Origin of the sequence: Paenimyroides tangerinum, assembly GCF_003865405.1 — a bacterium.
GTDB lineage: Bacteria > Bacteroidota > Bacteroidia > Flavobacteriales > Flavobacteriaceae > Flavobacterium > Flavobacterium tangerinum.
The window spans coordinates 60969-82618 of the sequence record NZ_RQVQ01000003.1 but is presented as its reverse complement, the minus strand read 5'-3'; the positions used below and the strand labels follow the sequence as shown (position 1 = coordinate 82618).

General features: G+C 31.8%; 21 protein-coding genes, 2 tRNA genes and 1 other RNA gene. 16 read left to right on the top strand and 8 right to left on the bottom strand.

What is annotated here, in order from left to right; all coding sequences use genetic code 11:
• Positions 1-28: 28 nt before the first annotated feature.
• Positions 29-973 (bottom strand): thioredoxin-disulfide reductase, encoded by a 945-nt coding sequence (trxB, locus tag EG240_RS01935; RefSeq protein WP_125016852.1) that lies wholly within the window; start codon positions 971-973, stop codon positions 29-31.
• A 237-nt stretch (positions 974-1210) separates the two neighbouring features.
• Here trxB and EG240_RS01930 point away from each other — a divergent pair.
• The 11 genes from EG240_RS01930 to EG240_RS01880 all read left to right on the top strand — a co-directional run bounded on the left by EG240_RS01930 (position 1211) and on the right by EG240_RS01880 (position 9160).
• Positions 1211-1285 (top strand) — tRNA-Pro (locus tag EG240_RS01930).
• Between the two features lie 38 nt (positions 1286-1323).
• Positions 1324-1398, top strand: a tRNA-Pro gene (locus tag EG240_RS01925).
• A 204-nt stretch (positions 1399-1602) separates the two neighbouring features.
• Entirely contained in the window at positions 1603-2211 is a 609-nt protein-coding gene (udk, locus tag EG240_RS01920; RefSeq protein ID WP_125016953.1) for a uridine kinase, read from the top strand.
• Between the two features lie 9 nt (positions 2212-2220).
• On the top strand, positions 2221-2562 hold the full coding sequence (locus EG240_RS01915; RefSeq protein WP_125016850.1) for an FtsB family cell division protein: 342 nt from the start codon (positions 2221-2223) through the stop codon (positions 2560-2562).
• 6 nt (positions 2563-2568) lie between these two features.
• The gene (locus EG240_RS01910; protein WP_125016849.1) at positions 2569-3939 is read left to right on the top strand and encodes a methylmalonyl-CoA mutase subunit beta; all 1371 of its coding nucleotides are present in this window, start codon (positions 2569-2571) and stop codon (positions 3937-3939) included.
• 44 nt (positions 3940-3983) lie between these two features.
• Positions 3984-4223 (top strand): hypothetical protein, encoded by a 240-nt coding sequence (locus EG240_RS01905; protein ID WP_125016847.1) that lies wholly within the window; start codon positions 3984-3986, stop codon positions 4221-4223.
• On the top strand, positions 4213-4506 hold the full coding sequence (locus tag EG240_RS01900) for a type II toxin-antitoxin system RelE/ParE family toxin (protein ID WP_125016845.1): 294 nt from the start codon (positions 4213-4215) through the stop codon (positions 4504-4506). Before EG240_RS01905 ends, EG240_RS01900 begins: the two co-directional genes overlap by 11 nt.
• Before the next feature lie 9 nt (positions 4507-4515).
• On the top strand, positions 4516-6639 hold the full coding sequence (gene scpA, locus EG240_RS01895; protein WP_125016843.1) for a methylmalonyl-CoA mutase: 2124 nt from the start codon (positions 4516-4518) through the stop codon (positions 6637-6639).
• A gap of 124 nt (positions 6640-6763) precedes the next feature.
• The gene (locus tag EG240_RS01890) at positions 6764-6955 is read left to right on the top strand and encodes a hypothetical protein (protein ID WP_125016841.1); all 192 of its coding nucleotides are present in this window, start codon (positions 6764-6766) and stop codon (positions 6953-6955) included.
• Between the two features lie 379 nt (positions 6956-7334).
• On the top strand, positions 7335-7847 hold the full coding sequence (locus tag EG240_RS01885) for a hypothetical protein (RefSeq protein WP_125016839.1): 513 nt from the start codon (positions 7335-7337) through the stop codon (positions 7845-7847).
• A 338-nt stretch (positions 7848-8185) separates the two neighbouring features.
• The gene (locus EG240_RS01880) at positions 8186-9160 is read left to right on the top strand and encodes a T9SS type A sorting domain-containing protein (protein WP_125016837.1); all 975 of its coding nucleotides are present in this window, start codon (positions 8186-8188) and stop codon (positions 9158-9160) included.
• A 39-nt stretch (positions 9161-9199) separates the two neighbouring features.
• On the opposite strand, the gene EG240_RS01875 is transcribed toward EG240_RS01880, so the two are convergent.
• Both EG240_RS01875 and EG240_RS01870 read right to left on the bottom strand, forming a co-directional pair.
• On the bottom strand, positions 9200-9763 hold the full coding sequence (locus tag EG240_RS01875; RefSeq protein WP_125016834.1) for a hypothetical protein: 564 nt from the start codon (positions 9761-9763) through the stop codon (positions 9200-9202).
• A gap of 32 nt (positions 9764-9795) precedes the next feature.
• Positions 9796-11766, bottom strand: coding sequence for an endonuclease (locus EG240_RS01870; RefSeq protein ID WP_125016832.1), 1971 nt, complete (start codon positions 11764-11766; stop codon positions 9796-9798).
• 95 nt (positions 11767-11861) lie between these two features.
• Between EG240_RS01870 and EG240_RS01865 the strand changes: the two genes are divergently transcribed.
• Positions 11862-12353, top strand: a complete 492-nt coding sequence (locus EG240_RS01865; RefSeq protein ID WP_125016830.1) for a TlpA disulfide reductase family protein — start codon at positions 11862-11864, stop codon at positions 12351-12353.
• Position 12354: 1 nt separating this feature from the next.
• A complete protein-coding gene (locus EG240_RS01860) occupies positions 12355-13026 on the top strand; it encodes a thioredoxin family protein (RefSeq protein WP_125016828.1) in 672 nt (223 codons plus the stop codon).
• A gap of 43 nt (positions 13027-13069) precedes the next feature.
• Here EG240_RS01860 and EG240_RS01855 read toward each other — a convergent pair whose 3' ends face one another.
• The 5 genes from EG240_RS01855 to EG240_RS01835 all read right to left on the bottom strand — a co-directional run bounded on the left by EG240_RS01855 (position 13070) and on the right by EG240_RS01835 (position 20712).
• A complete protein-coding gene (locus EG240_RS01855; protein WP_125016826.1) occupies positions 13070-14413 on the bottom strand; it encodes an FAD-dependent oxidoreductase in 1344 nt (447 codons plus the stop codon).
• Between the two features lie 190 nt (positions 14414-14603).
• Positions 14604-15680, bottom strand: coding sequence for an agmatinase family protein (locus tag EG240_RS01850; RefSeq protein WP_125016824.1), 1077 nt, complete (start codon positions 15678-15680; stop codon positions 14604-14606).
• 99 nt (positions 15681-15779) lie between these two features.
• On the bottom strand, positions 15780-16502 hold the full coding sequence (locus tag EG240_RS01845) for a hypothetical protein (RefSeq protein WP_125016822.1): 723 nt from the start codon (positions 16500-16502) through the stop codon (positions 15780-15782).
• Between the two features lie 49 nt (positions 16503-16551).
• Complete coding sequence (locus tag EG240_RS01840) at positions 16552-18963, bottom strand: TonB-dependent receptor (protein ID WP_125016951.1); 2412 nt, start codon at positions 18961-18963, stop codon at positions 16552-16554.
• Positions 18964-19026: 63 nt separating this feature from the next.
• On the bottom strand, positions 19027-20712 hold the full coding sequence (locus tag EG240_RS01835) for a M23 family metallopeptidase (RefSeq protein ID WP_125016820.1): 1686 nt from the start codon (positions 20710-20712) through the stop codon (positions 19027-19029).
• A 160-nt stretch (positions 20713-20872) separates the two neighbouring features.
• Here EG240_RS01835 and EG240_RS01830 point away from each other — a divergent pair, with 160 nt between their 5' ends.
• The 3 genes from EG240_RS01830 to ssrS all read left to right on the top strand — a co-directional run bounded on the left by EG240_RS01830 (position 20873) and on the right by ssrS (position 21640).
• Complete coding sequence (locus tag EG240_RS01830) at positions 20873-21163, top strand: hypothetical protein (RefSeq protein ID WP_125016818.1); 291 nt, start codon at positions 20873-20875, stop codon at positions 21161-21163.
• Positions 21164-21169: 6 nt separating this feature from the next.
• Positions 21170-21469: a cell division protein ZapA gene (locus tag EG240_RS01825; protein ID WP_125016816.1), complete on the top strand. Its 300-nt coding sequence runs from the start codon at positions 21170-21172 to the stop codon at positions 21467-21469.
• Between the two features lie 65 nt (positions 21470-21534).
• Positions 21535-21640, top strand: a non-coding RNA gene (gene ssrS, locus EG240_RS01820) — 6S RNA.
• The last annotated feature ends 10 nt before the right edge of the window (positions 21641-21650 follow it).

Sequence of the window (21650 nt, the reverse complement as noted above, 5' to 3'; positions counted from 1 at the left end):
AAAAAGCGACTAAAAAGTCGCTTTAAAATTATTTACTAGCTAAATAACGCTCAGCATCTAAAGCTGCGATACAACCCGAACCTGCTGCGGTAATAGCTTGACGGTAATCTTTATCTTGAACATCTCCACAAGCAAAAACGCCTGGAATGTTTGTCTTAGACGTTTTTCCTTCTGTAATCAAATATCCTGTTTCATCCATATTCAATTGACCAGCAAAAATATCTGTATTTGGCTTATGACCAATAGCAACGAAAACTCCAGTTGCAGCAATTTCATGCTTTTCACCCGTCACACGATTTACTACACGAACACCTGAAACCAATTGACCATCTCCTAAAACCTCATCAATTTCAGAACTCATTAAAATTTCGATGTTTGCCGTATTTCGAACACGTTCTTCCATAATCTTAGAAGCACGGAATTTCTCAGAACGAACCAACATTGTAACTTTATTACATAAATGCGATAAATAATGCGCTTCTTCACAAGCAGAATCCCCTGCTCCAACAATAATTACATCTTGTTTTCTGTAGAAGAAACCATCACAAACAGCACAAGCAGAAACTCCTCCACCCATTTGTAAATAATGTTGCTCTGAGGGTAATCCTAAATATTTTGCAGTTGCACCTGTAGAAATAATTACGGTTTGTGCGTGAATTTCAATCGTATCATTAATCCAAACTTTTTTCACATCTCCAGATAAATCAACCTTTGTTGCCCAACCATCACGAACATCAGTTCCAAAACGTTTTGCTTGAGCTTGTAATTGATTCATCATTTCTGGACCAGTAACTCCTTCTGGGTAACCTGGGAAATTTTCAACTTCGTTTGTTGTTGTTAACTGACCACCTGGTTGCATTCCTTGATACATAACCGGATTCATATTAGCACGAGCTGCATAAATTGCTGCTGTGTATCCCGCAGGACCTGACCCGATAATTAAGCATTTGATATTTTCTATATTTTGTGACATTATATAATGTTTTGAATAAACTAAGTTTCAAACAAAAATAGCTATTTAAAAAGAAAATCAAATCATTTAATTCATATTTTGTATCAATTAAAGGATTGGATAAATTTATAATCGAAATTATTTCTGAATTAAAAAACTGAAAATCTATGTTTTAAAAAAATGTTTCAAAAAAAGATTTGAATTTACTTGCAGATATAAAATTTTGCCCTAAATTTGCACTCGTAATAATGAAGCTATCGGGGTGTAGCGTAGCCCGGTTATCGCGCCTGCTTTGGGAGCAGGAGGTCGCAGGTTCGAATCCTGCCACCCCGACAAATTTCTTCTTATTACTAAAAAACAGATAACCACCTCGGGGTGTAGCGTAGCCCGGTTATCGCGCCTGCTTTGGGAGCAGGAGGTCGCAGGTTCGAATCCTGCCACCCCGACAAAACAAAAGCTTCAAGTTTTCTTGAAGCTTTTTTATTTCTCCCCAACTTTTGCGCTTGACCCCAAAAAAGCATCGAAAAAGATTAATCAACTTATCTAATCAAAAACTGAAGTAAAAATCACTAACTTTATGACTTATAATTGATTCATTTAAATGCTTTAATAAGCTTAAAATTATTATTTTTGTGGAAAATAAAATCAATATGTTAGTTATAGGAATTGCTGGAGGAACAGGAAGCGGAAAAACAACTGTAGTTCATCAAATTATGAGTGAATTACCAGAAACAGAAGTAGGAATAATTTCTCAAGATTCATATTATAAACAAAACGACCACTTAAGTTTTGAAGAAAGAGCGTTAATTAATTTCGATCATCCTAGAGCGATTGATTTTGAGCTTTTAACGCAACACATTAAACAATTAAAAGAAGGAAAAAACATCAATCAACCCGTTTATTCTTTTGTACATCACAACAGAACTGATGATTATGTGTTAACTCATCCTAGAAAAGTAATGATTGTTGAAGGGATTTTAATTCTTACAAATCCTGAATTACGTAATTTATTTGATATTAAAATCTATGTTCATGCAGATTCTGACGAACGCTTAATCCGTCGTTTAAAACGTGATATCGCTGAACGTGGAAGAGATATGAACGAAGTTTTATCTCGCTACCAAAACACATTAAAACCCATGCATGAGCAATTTATTGAACCAACAAAAGCTTATGCAGACATCATCATTCCAAACGACACGTATAACACAGTAGCAATAGATATTGTTCGAACAGTAATCAACGAAAAAATTTCTTAATTTAGTAAAATGAAAAAAATAATAACCAAACTTACATCAAAGTATCCATTTTTAAAATGGATGACTAATCGTTTTATTTTAGTAACGGTTTTCTTTGTGACATGGTTATTCTTTTTTGATACTTATGCCTTTTTTGACCATTTAAAAATAAATGAAGAAATCCAAAAGTTAGAGGAAAATAGAGATTATTACAAAGACGAAATCCTTAAAGATGAGCAAACCATTAAAAAGCTTCATCGAATGGAAGAAGTTGAAAAATATGCTCGTGAAAAATATTATATGAAACGCGAAAATGAAGATATCTACATCATTGATATTGAAACCGTTTCTGAATCCGATTCAAAAAAATAAAATTACATGACTAATAATTTATTTAATGAATTTGAAAAAATCACTTCAAAACAGTGGAAAAATCAAATTCAATACGAATTAAAAGGAGCCGATTATAACGAAACCTTAATTTGGGAAAGCTTAGAAGGCATTAAAGTAAAACCTTTTTATCATAATGATGAAGATGTGGTTACAAATGCTGTTGAGACAAAAGCTTCGAATTTTAAAATTGTTCAAGAAATTTTTGTTCACGATGTTGAAAAATCAATATACCGAGCTAACGACGTTTTAAATCGTGGAGCAGATAACATTCGTTTCATTATCGAAAATCAAGAAACCGATGTTGTTTCTTTATTAAACGGAATCAAATCAAACGTAAATTCAATTTACATCCAGTTAAGTTTCTTATCAGAAACATTCGTTGAAAAAATCAATACAGAAGCTGGTAAATTAGCTGCTGAGATTTTTGTTTTGGTTGATCCAATTCATCAACTAGGAAAAGATGGTAACTGGTTTACCAACCTAAACACAGATTTTGAAGCTTACAACAAAATTGTCAACGCTTACAAAAACATCAATTTCGTTACTGTAAACGCTCAGCTTTATCAAAATGCTGGTGCAAACATGGTACAACAATTAGCTTACACATTAGCACATACCAACGAATATTTAAATCGTGTTCCAAACTTTGAAGGAACGATTACCGTTTCGGTTGCAGTTGGTACAAACTACTTCTTTGAAATTGCTAAACTAAGAGCTTTACGCTTACTTTTCGAAGCCTTAGTAAACGAATACAACCCGAACATTACTTTACATATTTTAGCAACTCCTACAAAACGTAACAAAACCATTTACGATTACAACGTGAATATGTTACGTACTACTACAGAATGTATGAGTGCAATTTTAGGTGGAGCCGATGCAGTCGAAAACTTAAATTACGATGCTTTATTCCATAAATCAAACGAATTTGGTTCTCGTATCTCAAGAAATCAACTATTGGTTTTAAAAAGCGAAAGTTATTTGGATAAAGTAAACAATCCAGCAGACGGAACATATTACATTGAAAACTTAACGCAACAATTAGCAGAAAAAGCGTTGACTTTATTTAAAGATATCGAAGCTAATGGCGGATTAATTACGCAATTAATCGAAGGAACGATTCAACGTAAAATTGCCGAATCTGCAACTAAAGAACAAGCTTTGTTTGACGAAGGTAAAGAAGTGCTTTTAGGAACAAACAAATATCCGAACGCACAAGACAAAATGGCAAATGATTTAGAATTATTCCCATTTGTAAAAAACAACCCTCGCAAAACATTAATAAGTCCAATCATCGAAAGACGTTTAGCTGAAAATTTAGAGCAACAACGTTTAGAAGTTGAGAAGAACAGTTAAGTTATCTGCTTGTTTTTTTGTAACTTACAGAAAATATAATAATTATGGAAGCAATCAGACAATTTGTAAAAGTTAAGAATCGAGAGGTAAATATCGTTTTACCAGATGATTTTATCGCTGATGAAGTTGAAGTTATTGTTTTAGCAAAATCAAATGATTCAATACCTTTTGAATTAACAGACGAGCAAAAACAACTTTTAGATACACGATTAGCTGAGCCTGAATCTGAATATATTTCTTCTAAAGAATCTTTAGAAAAGATTAGAAAAAAGTATGGCTTTTAAACTCATCGTTTCTAAAAGAGCACAAAGCGAAATTGAAAATGCAATGGATTATTATGCTGAAATCAACAAAACTTTGGCACTACGGTTTTATTCTTGTGTTGAACAAGTTTATGATATATTAAAAATAAATCCGTTTTACAAAAAGATTCATAACGATTTTAGAATAGTTCCGATAGGTACATTTCCATTCAATATTATTTTTCATATCGAAGAAGCAAACGAAACAATAAAGATACTATCTTGCTTTCATACATCAAGAAATACAATAAATTATCCTAGATAATTCAATCAAATGAGAAAAGATATTCAAAATATACAATTACCGAAAAACAAAAATATCCAAGCTTCAAACGAAAATATGTTTGAAACTGCTGAAGGTATTTCGGTTAAAAAAACCTACCAACTTGCGGATATTGAAAACGCAGAACAAATTGGTTTCGGAGCTGGTTTTGCTCCAAATTTAAGAGGTCCGTATGCAACAATGTACGTTCGCAGACCTTGGACAATCCGTCAATACGCAGGATTCTCAACTGCTGAAGAATCAAATGCTTTTTACCGCAGAAACTTAGCTGCTGGTCAAAAAGGACTTTCAGTTGCATTTGACTTAGCAACGCACCGTGGATACGATTCTGATCACGAGCGTGTGGTTGGAGATGTAGGAAAAGCTGGTGTTGCAATTGATTCTGTTGAAGACATGAAAATCTTATTTGATCAAATTCCTTTAGATCAAATGTCGGTTTCTATGACCATGAACGGAGCAGTTCTTCCAATTTTAGCATTCTATATCGTAGCTGCAAAAGAGCAAGGAGTTGATGAAAAGCTACTTTCAGGAACGATTCAAAACGATATTTTGAAAGAGTTCATGGTGCGTAATACGTACATTTACCCACCTACTCCATCTATGAAAATAATTGCAGATATCTTTGATTATACCAGTAAGAAAATGCCAAAGTTCAACTCGATTTCAATTTCTGGATATCACATGCAAGAAGCTGGAGCAACTGCAGATATTGAGTTAGCTTACACTTTAGCAGATGGTTTAGAATACATTCGTACAGGTTTAGCTGCAGGTATGAAAATCGATGACTTCGCTCCTCGCCTTTCATTCTTCTGGGCAATTGGTATGAATCATTTTATGGAAATTGCAAAAATGCGTGCTGCACGTATGATTTGGGCTAAGTTATTGAAACAATTCAACCCAGAATCAGAAAAATCGTTAGCGTTACGTACACACTGTCAAACTTCTGGTTGGAGTTTAACAGAGCAAGATCCATTTAATAACGTAGCTCGTACGGCAATTGAAGCTGCTGCTGCTGCATTTGGTGGAACGCAATCGTTACATACAAATGCTTTAGATGAAGCTATTGCTTTACCAACAGATTTCTCTGCACGTATCGCACGTAACACACAAATTTTCTTACAAGAAGAAACTAAGATTTGTAAAACAGTTGATCCTTGGGCAGGAAGTTATTATGTAGAAAGCTTAACTTCTGAAATTGCTGACAAAGCTTGGAAATTAATTGAAGAGGTTGAATCTTACGGTGGAATGACAAAAGCTATTGAAGCTGGAATTCCGAAAATGCGTATCGAAGAAGCATCTGCTCGTAAGCAAGCACGTATTGATTCTGGAACGGATGTAATTGTAGGAGTTAACAAATTCCGTTTAGAAAAAGAAGATCCGTTACAGATTTTAGAAGTAGATAACCAAGTAGTTCGCCAACAACAAATTGAGCGTTTAAATTCAATTAAAGCTTCTCGTGATAATACCAAAGTACAAGCTTGTTTAGCTGCTTTAACCGAAGCCGCAAAAACAAACGAAGGAAACTTATTGGATTTAGCTGTTGAAGCTGCAGAAGCTAGAGCAACTTTAGGAGAAATTTCTGATGCTTTAGAAGAAGTTTACGGACGTTACAAAGCACAAATTAGAACCATTAGTGGTGTTTATAATAAAGAGATGAAAGCAGACGAAAGTTTTGAAAAAGCAAAACAATTAGCGGATGCATTTGCAAAACAAGAAGGTCGTCGCCCACGTATTATGATTGCGAAAATGGGACAAGACGGACATGACCGTGGTGCAAAAGTTGTTGCTACAGGTTATGCCGATGTTGGTTTCGACGTAGATATGGGACCCTTATTCCAAACGCCAGCTGAGGCTGCAAAACAAGCTGTTGAAAATGACGTGCATGTTTTAGGAGTTTCTTCTTTAGCGGCAGGTCACAAAACTTTAGTTCCGCAAGTAATTGAAGAATTAAAGAAATACGGTCGTGAAGATATTATGGTTATTGTTGGTGGAGTAATTCCAGCACAAGATTACCAATATTTATTCGATGCCGGCGCGGTTGCCGTTTTTGGTCCTGGTACCAAAATTGCAGAAGCTGCCATTACCATTCTGAATGTTTTAACAGACAATGAATAAACTAAAAGTCCTGATATAATACATCAGGACTTTTTCGTTTTTAAAAAAATTACTAAAACTAAGTCTTCTAAAGTAAATCCTTTTTAGGCACATCCGATTCATACTAATGTGAATAAAAAGTGAGATGGTTAGAATTAATACCCAACTAAAACTTGCAGTTACTAGAAAGAAATATAAATCAGATATGTTCAATTACGACGGAATCATCGCATTAGGTAAAACGTTTCCTAGTATAAAAGACAATCGGATGATAAAATGGTTTACTACTAGCGATGAAACCCTATACTGCAAAACCAAAATATATGCATCTTTATAATTAAAATATAACAAAATCAGGAGCTTACTCAGTTTCGAGATTGCTTATTACCTTTGTTGATCAATGAGCAAGTGAAGATAGATTAACAATTATACTCCAAAAAGAAAGACCTCATCGGTCTTGATTTTTGGTATTAAAACGAGAAGCTTCTCATTTGCTATCGAGAAGCTTCCCTTTTATAACACTAACTTTATCTTGATAAATCTAACGCATTTAAATTCAAATAAAATTTAAAAAAGGCATATTAAGCTAAACCTTAATTCATATATAAAACAAATAAAATTACATAAATCGAAATGCTATTTAAAGCTTGTAGTTGAATTGATTTTCAAAAAAAAAAAATTCAACTAGAATCAAAAGCTTATCTTTAAAGTAAAAAATGGAAAAGATACTTAGAGTAGAACATCACAAACTGATAAGTGCATTATTTGCATTATTCTTTGCGATGTGTATTACGGCTTATGGTTCGTTTAATGCTTTCGTAGGCGCATTTTCAGAAAACTTAATTGCCTTGGTTATTGCAATACCATTATTAATTTTCTTTCTATTCTTAAGTTATTTCTTTTTCAAAATTGCAATCAATTACAATACCTATTATCTATTAAAATACAACGAAAGAGGTTTTTCTTACTTACATCAACCTAACATTAAAGGAACTACTCGAAGTATGACGATTCAGACTTTTGAAAAATATTACTATAAACCTAAATATTACAACTTCCCTTTTTTGTACGTAAAAGCCTTTCAACTAGCAAACAACAAAATTGAAATTGTCTATGAAAACAATCGTATTGAAAAATTTCCTGTGGAGCTTTCTCAAGAAAAAACGAAGAAAGGAATTGTTTTATTAAATAGCTGGCTCGATGCGTACAATAAAAAGAACATTAAATAATGTTTGAATTACTACTTAATCATCTGAAACATAAAGGTTTTTTCACCTACAGCTATGCAATTTATATTCATCTGAATGAAATAAAGGGTAAATGAGCTGTATCTTTTGCGCTACCTAAATAGGATGAGGTTTGGAGTTTAGATGCTGACAAATAAATTCCTAAACTTGAAAAAATCAACCAGCAGTTGCCAACAAAAAGAAATACGAAAGTATTATTATCAACGAGCCTGAAAAACATAAAAAATTTGACATCAATTATTATTTACAGTACTTTACAGTTAATATTTAATCAAAAATGTCCAAAAAAAGACTAATTTAGACAACTAAAACTTTTAAATATGAAAAAAATTACACTTTTAGCAATTACGCTATTAACATCTATTTGTTCAACTGCACAAAATTCATATACCTTTAGTGCTACTCAAGGAACATATACAGATTTGGTAAATCCAACATCAATGAACAATAATCAGTTTTGGGATTGGGATGAGTTTGGCCCAGTGGCTTTACCTTTTTCGTTTTCAGTGTTTAATAATTCATTTTCTCATTTTATGTTTTCTGATGATGACTTTGTTCTATTAGATTCTAGTTCATTAGATAATATGGAGAGTTATACCGTACTAAAACCACTAGTCGCATCCATTCAAGATAGAGATATTACAGAAAATGGTTCGCTATCTCCTATTTCGTATAAAACAGAAGGTACAACAGGAAGTCGTATTTTTAAAATGGAAATTAAAAATGCAGGTTTAGAAGAAGAATATTGGGAAAATGAAACTTTAAATTCATTCTTGAATTATCAGATTTGGCTTTACGAAGGAACTGGTAAAATCGAATATCACTTTGGTCCAAGTTCAGTAAGTAATTTACTATATTTATATGGTGATGATGATGAAATTTATTCACTTTTTGCAACTGAAACTCCAACTTTTTTTAATTCTGTATTCCTTACTGGATTAAATACAAATCCAACTTATACTGAAAATTCTGATGAAAATTTGGAACCGGGAACTGGTCTATCTGCAATTCCTGCAAATGGTCAGATTTATACGTTTACTGGCGGAACATTATCTACAAAGAATGAAACAGAGATTAGTTTTAAACTTTTCCCTATTCCAACAGAAAACGAATTGAATGTTTCGTTAACTGAGATAGCAGATTATAATTATGCTATTTACGATATTCTTGGTAAAAAAGTAATTTCAGGAGAGATGAAAAACACAAACGAATTTAGTATTAATACTTCTAATTTAACTTCTGGAAGTTATTTAATAAAGATCAATAATACGATTAAAAAATTCATTAAGAATTAAGAACACAAAAAAACGCTCAACCTATGTTGAGCGTTTTTGTTATATTATACTTCCTATGTAATTATCGTTGGTAACGGTTCGCCAAACCTCAACATTGTTAATCCATTTGTCTTTGTAAGGCAAACTTTTACAGTTTAACTGAAGCAAATCCACTTGATTAATTTCTGTTAGATGTGCGTTGTCTTCCCAATAATAAGCAAAAACTTTTTTGTTGGTTTTATCTTCTGGAAATAAAGCAACGGTATGTTTGATTCGTCCTTTGATTTCTTCAGATTTTAAGACTTCCATTCGTTCTTTTTTGAAGTTGGTTTTAACCACAATCAAAAAGTTATCATCTCCGATTTTACTTACTGGCGTAATTTCTTTTAGAAAGAAATCTGTATAAATCTTATCGGCAATGTATTTGGTACGAATATCAAACTCAAAATTATACAAGGGATTTAAATCCTCAGGAAGAGCAAAATCTTCAGAAGCTGCAAAACAAATCGTGGTTACAAATCGATAAAAAGTATATTCAACACGAATTAACTGTTGATGTACTAGCTTCTCTCCTACTGTAAAACTTGTTTTGGAAACTTCTTTAATTTCTCCTGTGATAATCATACTTTGCTTTTATTTCAATGCGAAAATACAATTTATTTTACAATAAGCTTTTGTGTTTTCGTTTTATCGTTCGAAGTTACTTTGACCAAATAAACTCCACTTTCAAAAGTTACAGGAATTGTTGCTGTTTGATAGAAATTATGTTCCGAAACTTTTTGACCAATCATATTGTAAATAACCACATTTGCGTCGTTTTCAATTCCAGAAATCGTAACTTCATTCTTAGCAGGATTTGGATACATTACAAAATTTACTGAAGTAAAATCATCGTTAGATAAAGTTCCATTCCAAACTTGTCCTGCATTTTCTCCCCAAATGTAACTTGCTAAAGCTGGCATATCAATAAACGGATTTCTGTTATACTGCCACGTTTGAATATAATTGTTTCTGTTCATTTCAAAATCATCAGCTGGATCAAGGTTATTCCAAGATATCAAAGTTGCTAAATCACCCATTTGATAATCTAAAGTTGTATTTCCGTTTACTAAATCAAGAGCATTGTAACGTATAGCCATATAAAACAATGAGCGAGCAACGTCACCTTTCCAGCTTCCTTGATCTCCTTCTATTCCATTATACATCCCTGTTTCAGTTCCGTAGTTTTTATCACTTCTTGAACTGTTTACTGGTCCGTCTTCCGCTCTGATATGATGTGCGTCTGAATGTCCTGCAAAAATATCATCTGCGCTTGTTGGCTCCCAAATGTTTATTCCATCAGGAATATCTTCTGTTCCTTCAGCAAAACCACCAGTAGATTGAGGGAAAATATGTTCTCTGTTCCAGAAACCTGTCGAAACACTTGTTGTCTGATATAAATTTTTGGCGCGAGGCGCCTCAGAATACAACAACCAAACATCATTACTGTTTAAAGGATTTTGGTCAGCAACTTTTAAAATATCAACAACATCACCATAAGCATGCTTTCTTACCACATTAGGATTAGCAATAATATCTTGAATTGCTTGTTTCAAAGCATCTCCAGATAACCCAATTAAAGAACTATAATAATCTTCTGTATAAGTTGGAGTTACTTGTCCATAAGTTGGATTTAAAGGTGTTCCGAAATTTGAAACCGTGAAATTCACATCAACAATATTGATATAAATAAGGTCATTCATTCTGATGAAACCTGTTGGAAGAGTTCCGAATTTTAAACGAAGTACTTCATCTCCTTCTGTCAAATCATCGTCAAGAATTTGAACGGTCTTTGTTACAGAAGTTTGTCCAGCCGGAATGGTTACATTTAAATCAGCTACATAATCACTCGCATTGAAACTTCCGCTCGTTAAAGTATAAGTAAAACTTAAATCGGTTGTAACCGGTTGTTGCGTTGTAAAAGTAATCGGAAAACTCGTTCCTTCTAATTTATCAGAAGTATCAACTGTAATTGTTACACCATTAAAGGTGATTCCTGTTCCGTCATTTAATGCTCCTGGAGATGGAATTCCTGCGCTATAACTTCCATCGTTGTTTCTCCGAATTGAATGTACAGTTTGTTGACCAGATTGATTTTCATAAGCATAAGTTGTAATTCCTAAAGCTGTTAAAAGCTCTGTTGGTGGTGTTGCGGTATTTCCGTGTCCAATAGCGTGAATTAAATTGGTTGGAGAAGCAGGTGTAAATTCTTGATAATCCAGAATGTTTCCTTGATAAATAGCTACTGCATCAGGTCCGTTTTGTATTGTTGAATTTGGAATGACGTAACTTGGCGTTGGAGAAACAGCTGCGTTTCCTACAACCACTAATCCGTTTGCATCAGTCGTAAGTCCAGTTAAGTCAACCGAAAAATAAACTTTTAAGGCTGTAGAACCTGAAGTATTTCCGTTAAAAAAGACTAGAACATAACCGTCTAAAGAAGCAAAAGGTTGCTGCGATTTTATTTCAACAAATTCTAACAAATCAGTACTTGGTGTATCTGAATCAATTTCATTAATCACAAACTGTTGTGCGTTTACAGATAAACCAAAAAGCAAACCTGAAAAACAAAGTAGTTTTTTAATCATTTTTTAATATATTTATGCAAATATACTTCTTATTATAAAAAACATAACACATAAAAGACTAATAATCTTCAACTTAACAATATAATAACTTTATAATGAATAAATATTTAATAATTTTATCGTCTTTATTTTTTTTAGCTTGTAAAACTGAGAATAAAGAAACTCAGAAAATTGAAATGGGAAAGCATGAAACTGTCTTTAAACATTTCGAAAAAGACAACGATACTTTATATGTAGTGAATTTCTGGGCTACTTGGTGCGCACCTTGTGTGGAAGAGATGCCTCATTTTACAAAAGCGAATGAAACATTTAAAGATAAAAAGTTTAAAATGATATTGATTTCATTGGATCGCTCGAAAGATTTCGAAACTAAAATGAAACCATTTATTAAGGATAACAACATTGTTGCGGACACCTATTTATTAGATGACAACACAAGGATGAATACTTGGATTCCGTTAATTAATAAACAATGGGATGGTCAAATTCCGGTAACTGCTTTTTATAAAAATGGAAAACAAATTGGCTTTGTACCAAACACATTAAACTACGAAACATTAGAACAAATCATTAAACAAAATTTATAATATGAAAAAACTTTTAATTCTATCAATGGTTGTAATGAGTTTTATTTCTTGTAAAAAAGAAGATAAAGCAACTGAACAGAATACCACAAACGACACCATTAAAAAAACAGAAACTGTAGAAACAGTAAAAACAGGTTACCAAATCGGAGATGAAGCAATCGACTTTTCATTAAAAAACATCGATGACAAAATCGTTTCACTTGCTAATTTCCCAGATGCAAAAGGTTTCATTGTGATTTTTACCTGTAATCATTGCCCGTATGCAGTTGCATATGAAGACCGAATTGTAGCTTTGAATAACAAATATGCTTCTTTAGGTTATCCAGTAATTGCAATAAATCCAAACGATCCTGCGGTTCAGCCAGAAGATAGTTTTGATGCTATGAAAGTTAGAGCTAAAGAAAAAGGATTTGCTTTTCCTTATTTATTCGATGAAGGACAACAAGTTTATCCAGTTTATGGTGCTACAAAAACACCGCACGTATTTATCTTAAATAAAGAAAATGATAAAAACATTGTGAAATACATCGGTACAATTGACAATAATTATGAAGATGCAAACGCAGTTACTGAACGTTATGTTGAAACAGCTGTTGATGCTTTATTAGCAGGAAAAGAAATTCAACAACCAACAACAGTTGCCGTTGGATGCACAATTAAGACAAAAAAATAATAGAACTAAAAAGCCGTTTCAGATTTAAATGAAACGGCTTTTTTTATTTTAATTTAGATAAAATCATAGATTCAATTTCTTCAGAATCCCAAATGTTTTCAATGTTTTCGATAGACATAATTTCATCCATAATGTTTTTTTGTTGATCTCCAATTGCTAAAGCATCAATATATGGATTTAAACTAAAAGTTACACGATCGTATAAAGGCAACCATTTGTTTGGATATTTTTCGGTAAACTTTGCCTCGATTTTCTTTTGTAATAAGAATTTTTCATCAGCTGTATTGGTTCCCATTTCAACGAAATTACGGAAAGATAATTCTGCAATTGCATCGGCATTGGGTTTACGAATCTTTTGATATTCTTCAAAAATCGTTTCCCAATCATTGCCGTGTTTTTCCATTTGACGATACATTTCCGAAATATCTTCGAAACCTGCATTCATACCTTGTCCGTAAAACGGAACGATAGCATGAGCTGCATCTCCAAGTAAAGCAACTTTATCTTTAAAAGTCCAAGGATAACAATGTGTTGTAATTAATGAACTCGTAGGATTTTTGAAATAATCAGCAACCAAATCTGGTATTAATTCTTTGGTATCCGGAAAATTATTCATGAAAAAGTCTTTTACTTTCTCTTCTGTATTTATAGCTTCGAACGAATTTTCACCTTCAAAAGGCATAAATAAAGTACAAGTAAAACTTCCGTCTTCGTTAGCTAAAGCTATCAACATAAATTCGCTACGCGGCCAAATATGAAACGAATTTGGATCAATCTTGTGAGTTCCATCTTCGTTTGCAGGAATACATAATTCTTTATATCCTAATTTCAAAAAAACTTGGCTATAATCAAAAAGATTCTGACGTTGCATACGATGTCTAACTCGAGAAAAAGCACCATCGGTTCCGAAAACTTTATCGAACTTCAAATCTGTCCAATCGCCACGTTCTGTTTCTCCAATATGAATAATTGCTTCTTCAAGATTTACATCCCAAATCTTTTGTTCGAAATGAAAATGTATTCCTTTTTCTTCTGCAATATCAATCATAAGACGATTTAAACCACCGCGAGAAACCGAATAAATACTTTCGCCTTTCATCCCGTATTTCTGAAATGCAAGCGTTCCGTCTTTTTTATGAATTGCACGCTTGTCCATCGGAATGGCAATTTCTCTGATTTGATCTCCAATCTGAACATCATCAAGAGATTTCCATCCACGAGTTGAAATAGCTAAATTTATAGATCTTCCTGAAAATTCTATTTTTCGAATATCGGCACTACGATCAAAAACATGAACATCGTGACCTGCTTTTTTTAAGTAAATAGCTAATAAAGTACCAACTAAACCAGCGCCAATTACGGCTACTTTTAAAGAATCTTGTTTCATTCCTGAAGTTTCTTTGTTTTAATATAAAACAAAAAATTATTAATGCCTAAAAGTACAATTTAAATTTTGTGTAACAATAAAATTGTTTAAGAAATAAGAAAATCATTGTAAACTATTTTATTATTACCTATTATTTTTCGTTTGATTGAATTATACACAAAAAAATCCCCTTAACGGGGATTTTATATATTTAGAAATTTATTCTATTTCCAACATTCAATTTGTTGTTTTTTGCAAAAACTCCACACATATGGAAAAGTAATCTTGCACCAACATTTCCATCCCAATCATCTTCACCAGGAGCAACCTCAACTAAATCCATTCCGATTATGTTTTTATTAGAAACCGCTAATTGATTTAATAAATATGTTGCTTGCTCATAAGATAATCCGCCTGGAACTGGAGTTCCTGTGTTTGGACAATACCAACGATATAAAGCATCAATATCAAAACTTACGCAAACATTTTCAGGTAATTCGTTAATGATCTCATCACATTGTTGTTTCCAAGTTTTCCCTTCGAATTGAGCCGTTTTTAAATCAGCATCTGTGTGAACAATAACTTTGTTTGATGATTTTACAACCTCAACTTCTTGCTCACAGAAATCACGAATTCCTACTTGAACAATTTTAGAAACTTCTGGTAATTGAATGGCATTATACATAATTGATGCGTGCGAATAAGTAAAACCTTCGTAAGCTTTTCTTAAATCCATGTGTGCATCGAAATGTAAAATTCCAAACTCTTTATTATTTTCGGCTAAAGCTTGATAATATCCAAGTGGAGTTGAATGATCTCCTCCTAATAAAATCACGCGTTTACCTTTATTTTGCCAATATAAAACTTTAGCTTTTACTTCTTCGTTTAATGTTTTACAAGCTTTATTGATTTTATCTAAATCTGACTGTAAAGTTGGAAACGTTTCTATATCTTCTCCGTTTTCTAAAGCTTCGATAATTGGTTGTGCTAACCCTTTATATTTTTCACTTAAAGTTGACCAAGATTCTGGCGCTTCATCTACGTAAATTCCTAATTTCCAAAGTTCAGGAAATTCTTGATGTAATAAATCAATTTGAAAAGAAGCATTAAAAATTGCTTCTGGTCCTTCTGATGCTCCTGCACCATAACTTACCGTAACTTCCCAAGGAACTGGAACAATAATGATTTCACTTTCTTCTGCAGTGAATGGTAAACCATAAATATTAGCATCTGCTAAACCCGGTTGTGAAGGATCGAAGTTATCAATCTTAGACTGTTTTGTTGACATTTTTATTTCAGTAATTTTTTACAAATGTATCATTTTTGTTTGAATACGATTATTCGAACACAAAAAAAATCAGCCTGAAAAAGCTGATTTTATAGTAATTTATTTTAAAGGAGAATACGATTGAAGTTCCCATTTTGGTGCATTCAAATCGATATAATAATAATTGATTGTATCATTAGAATCAAACTCTCCGTTTTTATTAATATCTTCAATAGATCTAAAATACAAACGATTGTTTTCAAGAACTACATTCCAATCTAATAATTCCTGAAACTCTGGAGTTAACTTTGTGAAGTTTGTTCCGTCTGCATTGGAAACATACAATGCTTTAATATCATTTGAATCATACTTCCCATCACGATTTGTATCTTTATCTACTAACGAATAAACCAATAATTTCTTACCTGTTTTAAGTGCGAATTCGTCTAAAAAAGTAATGCTCTGAATTTGCATTTTATTCTCCGTTAAAGGCTTCAAATCCAATGAATCTTTATGTTGAAACATTACATTAGACATATATCCTGTGATTTCTGGAGAACTATAATTTGAAACTTTGTAGCTTACATGTTTTGTTTTCGATGAACCATACTTTGAGTTTCCTGTACTATAAACTCGTACGTCACCAACTGGATGCAACATATAATCTGTACCTTTTAATAAAATAGGTAAATCGGCAATTTTAATTTCGGTAGAATCAATTTTCTGAAAATCGACATTATCTTTTTCTTCTGGGTAAATAACCTTTGGTGTTTCTTCTTCGTTCTTACATGAAACGAATGCAACTCCAATCAAAAGCAAAGTGAAAATATTTTTTGAAAACATAATCTGTTTTATTTATCATCAAATATAAAAAGATTTAAAGTAAAGTCAATTACATTCTCATATTTAATTTTACATTAATCATTCTTTGCGTCATATAATTTGGCATTCCGTACATAAACTTAGAATACGCATCTCGAACCCAAGTTCTTGTAATTGAATTTTGATTGTTGAATAAATTATAAACTTCAAATCCTAAAGAAACTTCATCAAAACCTTTTAACCATTTTTTATTTGAAGTTGTTCCTTCATCTTTGAAAACGTAAGTAAAACCAGCATCAACACGACGATAATCTTTCAATCGAGATTGATACATATAAGGATCTGCATAAGTTGGAGCCCCCCCCGGCAATCCAGTATTATAAACTAAATTTAGATACAATTTTAAATTAGGAATTGCTGGCATATAATCTTGAAACAACAATCCAAATTTTAAACGTTGATCTGTTGGACGAGCGATATAACCGCGATCATTATAATTTTCTTCTGATTTTAAATAACCAAACGAAAGCCAAGATTCAGAACCTGGAACCAATTCTCCATGCAAACGAAAATCTGCTCCATAAACATAAGCTGTTCCTAAATTATCAGCCATATAACGAATACGAACATTTTCTAAAGTATAGATATTTACGTTGGTTAAATTTTTATAATATAATTCAGAAGTTAATTTAAACGGAATATCATCAATCTTAAAACTAAAATCATTACCCAAAACAAAATGTGTTGATTGTTGTGCTTTTAAATCAGAATTAATCGTTCCGTCCATAGCACGTAATTCACGATAATTTGGCGGTTGATGATACATTCCAGCAGCCAAACGAAACAACATATCAGCATCCCAATTAGGTTTAATTGTGAATTGAGCACGCGGACTGATTGTAGCTTGCGTTTTATTTGTTTCTCCGTTTGCGTTAATATTCCATAACTGTGTACGAACTCCCGCATTTAACCAAACTTGATGTTGACCAATTTGAGTTAATTTTGACCATTGTGCAAATGCATTAAAGCGATTAATTTTTACATAATTCGTTGCTTTTACATTTTGATAAGGTTCTAACGGATAAACATCTGGCGAATATGGCTGATTGTTTTTGAAATCTAGAATTGGAGCTGCTAATGAAAAACCAGCAGAATCAATTACTTCCCATTCCAATAAACGGTCACGAATGTCTTCAGAAACATAACGAACTCCCCATTCGATTTTATTCCCTTTTATATTATGTTGTCCTTTAATTTCAACACTCGCAATTAAAGCATCATAATCATTTCTGCCATGATTAAGTTGCGTTCCTAAACCACGTGTATATTTAATTTCATCAAAGGTATCCGAACCAATATTACGGTCAACTTCAGCTAAATTATACGAAGCCAAAATATCATAATATTCACTTTCTTTTGTATGATAAGCCGAAGCAATAAATTTATAAACTGAATTTTCATTTGGTTTGAAAGCTGCTTTAAATGCACCGAAATATGTTTGATATTTATCAAGTTCCTGACCTTCGTAATTTACTAACAATGTAACAGGATTATCAATTGTGCCAAAATTTGTTACTCTTGTTTCTGGTTGAATATGATAAACATTTGACGAAATACTTCCTAAAAAACTCAATTGCCATTTTGCAGAAGCATTGAAGTTAACAAGCGTTTGAAAATCGACATAACGCGGATCATATTGCGCTTTGGTATCTTGCGTATTCACTAACAAGGCATTATTTCTATAACGAATTCCCGAAATATTACTCCATTTTTGATTATTCGAAACCAAATCAACTGTTGCGCTTCCGCCCATCAAACTTGCTTCTAGTTGCGCCTTGAATTTTGTAGGATTTCGATAAGTAATATCTAAAACCGAAGATAATTTATCACCATATTTTGCTTGGAATCCTCCAGCAGAAAAATCCACATTAGAAACCATTGCTGTATTTGTAAAACTCAAACCTTCTTGTTGTCCAGAACGAATCAAAAATGGACGATAAACTTCAATTTCATTAACATAAACTAAGTTTTCATCGTAATTTCCTCCACGAACAGCATAAGAAGTACTCAACTCATTATTTGAATAAACACCAGGTAATGTCTTCAAAATATTTTCGACACCAGCATTTGCACCAGGAATCAAACGAATAACTTTTGGAGAAATAACTGTTAATCCTTGAACATTATCTTTTGTATTTTTATCAATAATCAATTCTTGTAATTGCTCAGATTTTTGATTGAATCGAATGTTCAATTCTTTATCTTCATTGGTTTGCAAATATTGACTCAGAATTATCGTTTGATAACCTAAATGTGTATAATAAATTTTTATTTCTTGATTTGCAGGAACCAACAATTCGTAAAAACCATTCTGATTTGATTCTGTAACATCATTTCCAACACTAATAGTAACATTAGAAATTAATTCATCATTAGTATTAAGAACCAATCCTTTAATTTTCGCATTTTGTGCAAAAGACATCAATCCGCATAAAAGAATTGATAAAGTATAAATCGATTTTATATTCAAAACTTTGTGTTTATTTTAGTTCATTTGAAAATTGGTTTCAAAAATACTATTATTTCCGACTTGGTCAGTCACAGAAATTAATACTTTGTTCAAACCTTTTTTAGCAATTCCATCTTTTAAATGATGTGTGATTTTTTTGTCTTTATATTCATATTCAAACAAAGCCCATTCCTCATTAATATAGCCGTTTATTTCTTTGATTCCAGACAATTTATCTTCAATCTCAAATACGAGAACGTCATTCATTGTAAGATTATTGCCTTCTGTAAAGTTAACTGATTTGATTAAAGGAATTTCCAAATCTTCAAAAATTTTATAAGTTCCTAAACTTTTCGTTCGAATACTTAATTTGTTATTTTTCTTCCAAGTATAAAAATGCGAAATTGAATTACCGTTTACAAGTCCAATAAAAACTTTTTGAGGGTTGAGATTCGAATTTGATATATCGAACTGAACGGTCATGCTTTTATCTAATGGAATCAAATCACGATGAATTTTAATTTCATTTTCAGAAAAAACAATATCCAATTCGCAATCGTCATAAAAAGTCAAAGCTTCCCATTCAACCGTTCCATTATTTTCAGACAAAATATAATCGCGTTTCGAATCAATTTTTTTTAAATTTTGATTTGGACTTGTAATTGCCTGAGCTTGGTTTTTACTAAAATTAATTGGAACATTTATTTCAGTTTTATTATTGTGAAAATCAGAAATCACAATTTTGTAATTGTAAGATTCCCCTTCACCAACTTCAATCTTACCATTATTTTTGGCAGATTTAATCAAGTTCAAATCAAAATTAGCACTCTTAAAAAGTTTTTGAACGCGTTCTTTCGTCAAACCTAAACGCTCATAATCAATAAGTAAATTGATTTTTCGAGTTTCATCAAAACTAAATCTATCAAAAATAATTTCATAAGTTTTAGAACCATTTAAAAAAGTTTCTAATTTGTAAACACCATTTTTTGAATATCGATTATTCATCACATCGTAAGTATTCACACCAAAACCAATAATCCCTTTAGCATTTACTTTTTCGGAAATATAAACACCATCACTTTGTTTATTCAAACTTAAAATTATGGGAATATTTTCATAATTTGCGACTGCATCAGTTGAAATAGGATAAACAACTAAAGAATTGATGATTGGTTTTTCTACGTCCGAAATCAAATATCCAACTCCAAATAAAAATGGGTTTATAATTTCTTCACTTTGTGTATCACGAATTTCATAATGCAAATGTGCTCCTCCAGAACTTCCAGTATTTCCAACATATCCGATAACATCTCCTTTTTTAACAATTAATTCATTTTTCAGAGGAAACATTTCAAGCGCATATTTCTTTTCTTTATATTGATTTGCTTTTACAAAATCTCGAATACCGCCAGAATAATCATTTAAATGCGCATAAACTGAAGTAAATCCGTTTGGATGTTTGATATAAATAACCTTTCCATAGCCTTTTTCATTAATCTGAATACGAACAACTTCGCCATCAGCAACTGCAAAAATAGGATCTCCAATTTTACGATTACTTCCAAAATCAACACCTGAATGAAAATGATTGTAACGCAATTCACCAAAACTTCCTGTTACATTTAAATCAATACCAAGGGGTTTCCCAAAATAATCCTGAGGATAATCTTGAGAAAAGGCTAAATTAGAAAATAAGATAAATGCAGCTATAAAATTCTTCATAATTGACACTATAAAACAATTTAAAATTCATTTTTCACACTTAAAAATACAATTTTATTTCAAAATAAATTATAATTTACATTATTATTATTTTTTATTCGTAACCTATTTTTTTTTTCAATAAAAAAACTAACTTTGTATTTGTAATGATTTTTGCACTATGAGTGAACTTAATATTTTAATAAATACTATTGAAGCTAAATTAGAGGCACTTATAAACAAAATCGATATTTTAGAGCGAGAGAAGATTGAATTGGAGAAAAGATTAACTTTAGAAATCGATGAAAAAAAAGTAATAAATGAAAGTCTAAATCAATTAAAGTTGAATTATGATTCATTAAAATACGTAAATTCATTACTTGGCAGTGAAGAACATAAAAGAGAAACAAAACTCAAAATAAATTCATTAATCCGCGAGATTGATCATTGTATTTCTCAGCTTTCTAAATAAAATATTATGGAAGAGAAATTAAAGATAAAAATATCAATTGCAGACAGAGTTTACCCATTAACGGTTGAACCTAATTTAGAAGAAGGCTTGAGAACTGCTTCTAAAAAAATTGATACCATGATCAAACAATACGAAGAAAATTATGCTGTACGCGACAAACAAGATGTTTTAGCAATGTGCGCTCTACAATTTGCTTCTGCTCAAGAAAATCGAAAAATTCAAAGTACTGAAGAGTACGAAGATGCACTTTTGAGATTAAAAAAAATTAATGAAAAAATAGATTTTGTTTTGAATAAAAATATATAAAATTATAATTTCTTAATTCATTTTTAAGAACTTACAATACTGCCCATATTAGAAACGTTTGATAAACTCAACGCCAACAAATTAAAATGGACGAAACTTTGCTACTATAGCACGCTACCTCGAGTAGATCCTTGAACAGCAAGATAGTTCAAAACTTGTTTTTAAGAGTTTATACAACTCA

Bases quoted from the DNA above. Each gene is read 5' to 3' on its own strand.
- EG240_RS01910 (WP_125016849.1), top strand. From the start codon at position 2,569: ATGACTAATAATTTATTTAATGAATTTGAAAAAATCACTTCAAAACAG.
- EG240_RS01870 (WP_125016832.1), bottom strand. From the start codon at position 11,766: ATGATTAAAAAACTACTTTGTTTTTCAGGTTTGCTTTTTGGTTTATCT.
- EG240_RS01890 (WP_125016841.1), top strand. From the start codon at position 6,764: ATGGTTAGAATTAATACCCAACTAAAACTTGCAGTTACTAGAAAGAAA.
- EG240_RS01855 (WP_125016826.1), bottom strand. From the start codon at position 14,413: ATGAAACAAGATTCTTTAAAAGTAGCCGTAATTGGCGCTGGTTTAGTT.
- EG240_RS01875 (WP_125016834.1), bottom strand. From the start codon at position 9,763: ATGATTATCACAGGAGAAATTAAAGAAGTTTCCAAAACAAGTTTTACA.
- EG240_RS01905 (WP_125016847.1), top strand. From the start codon at position 3,984: ATGGAAGCAATCAGACAATTTGTAAAAGTTAAGAATCGAGAGGTAAAT.
- EG240_RS01825 (WP_125016816.1), top strand. From the start codon at position 21,170: ATGGAAGAGAAATTAAAGATAAAAATATCAATTGCAGACAGAGTTTAC.
- EG240_RS01865 (WP_125016830.1), top strand. From the start codon at position 11,862: ATGAATAAATATTTAATAATTTTATCGTCTTTATTTTTTTTAGCTTGT.
- EG240_RS01840 (WP_125016951.1), bottom strand. From the start codon at position 18,963: ATGTCTTTTGCACAAAATGCGAAAATTAAAGGATTGGTTCTTAATACT.
- trxB (WP_125016852.1), bottom strand. From the start codon at position 973: ATGTCACAAAATATAGAAAATATCAAATGCTTAATTATCGGGTCAGGT.
- EG240_RS01860 (WP_125016828.1), top strand. From the start codon at position 12,355: ATGAAAAAACTTTTAATTCTATCAATGGTTGTAATGAGTTTTATTTCT.
- EG240_RS01835 (WP_125016820.1), bottom strand. From the start codon at position 20,712: ATGAAGAATTTTATAGCTGCATTTATCTTATTTTCTAATTTAGCCTTT.
- udk (WP_125016953.1), top strand. From the start codon at position 1,603: ATGTTAGTTATAGGAATTGCTGGAGGAACAGGAAGCGGAAAAACAACT.
- EG240_RS01885 (WP_125016839.1), top strand. From the start codon at position 7,335: ATGGAAAAGATACTTAGAGTAGAACATCACAAACTGATAAGTGCATTA.
- EG240_RS01880 (WP_125016837.1), top strand. From the start codon at position 8,186: ATGAAAAAAATTACACTTTTAGCAATTACGCTATTAACATCTATTTGT.
- EG240_RS01830 (WP_125016818.1), top strand. From the start codon at position 20,873: ATGAGTGAACTTAATATTTTAATAAATACTATTGAAGCTAAATTAGAG.
- scpA (WP_125016843.1), top strand. From the start codon at position 4,516: ATGAGAAAAGATATTCAAAATATACAATTACCGAAAAACAAAAATATC.
- EG240_RS01850 (WP_125016824.1), bottom strand. From the start codon at position 15,680: ATGTCAACAAAACAGTCTAAGATTGATAACTTCGATCCTTCACAACCG.
- EG240_RS01845 (WP_125016822.1), bottom strand. From the start codon at position 16,502: ATGTTTTCAAAAAATATTTTCACTTTGCTTTTGATTGGAGTTGCATTC.
- EG240_RS01900 (WP_125016845.1), top strand. From the start codon at position 4,213: ATGGCTTTTAAACTCATCGTTTCTAAAAGAGCACAAAGCGAAATTGAA.
- EG240_RS01915 (WP_125016850.1), top strand. From the start codon at position 2,221: ATGAAAAAAATAATAACCAAACTTACATCAAAGTATCCATTTTTAAAA.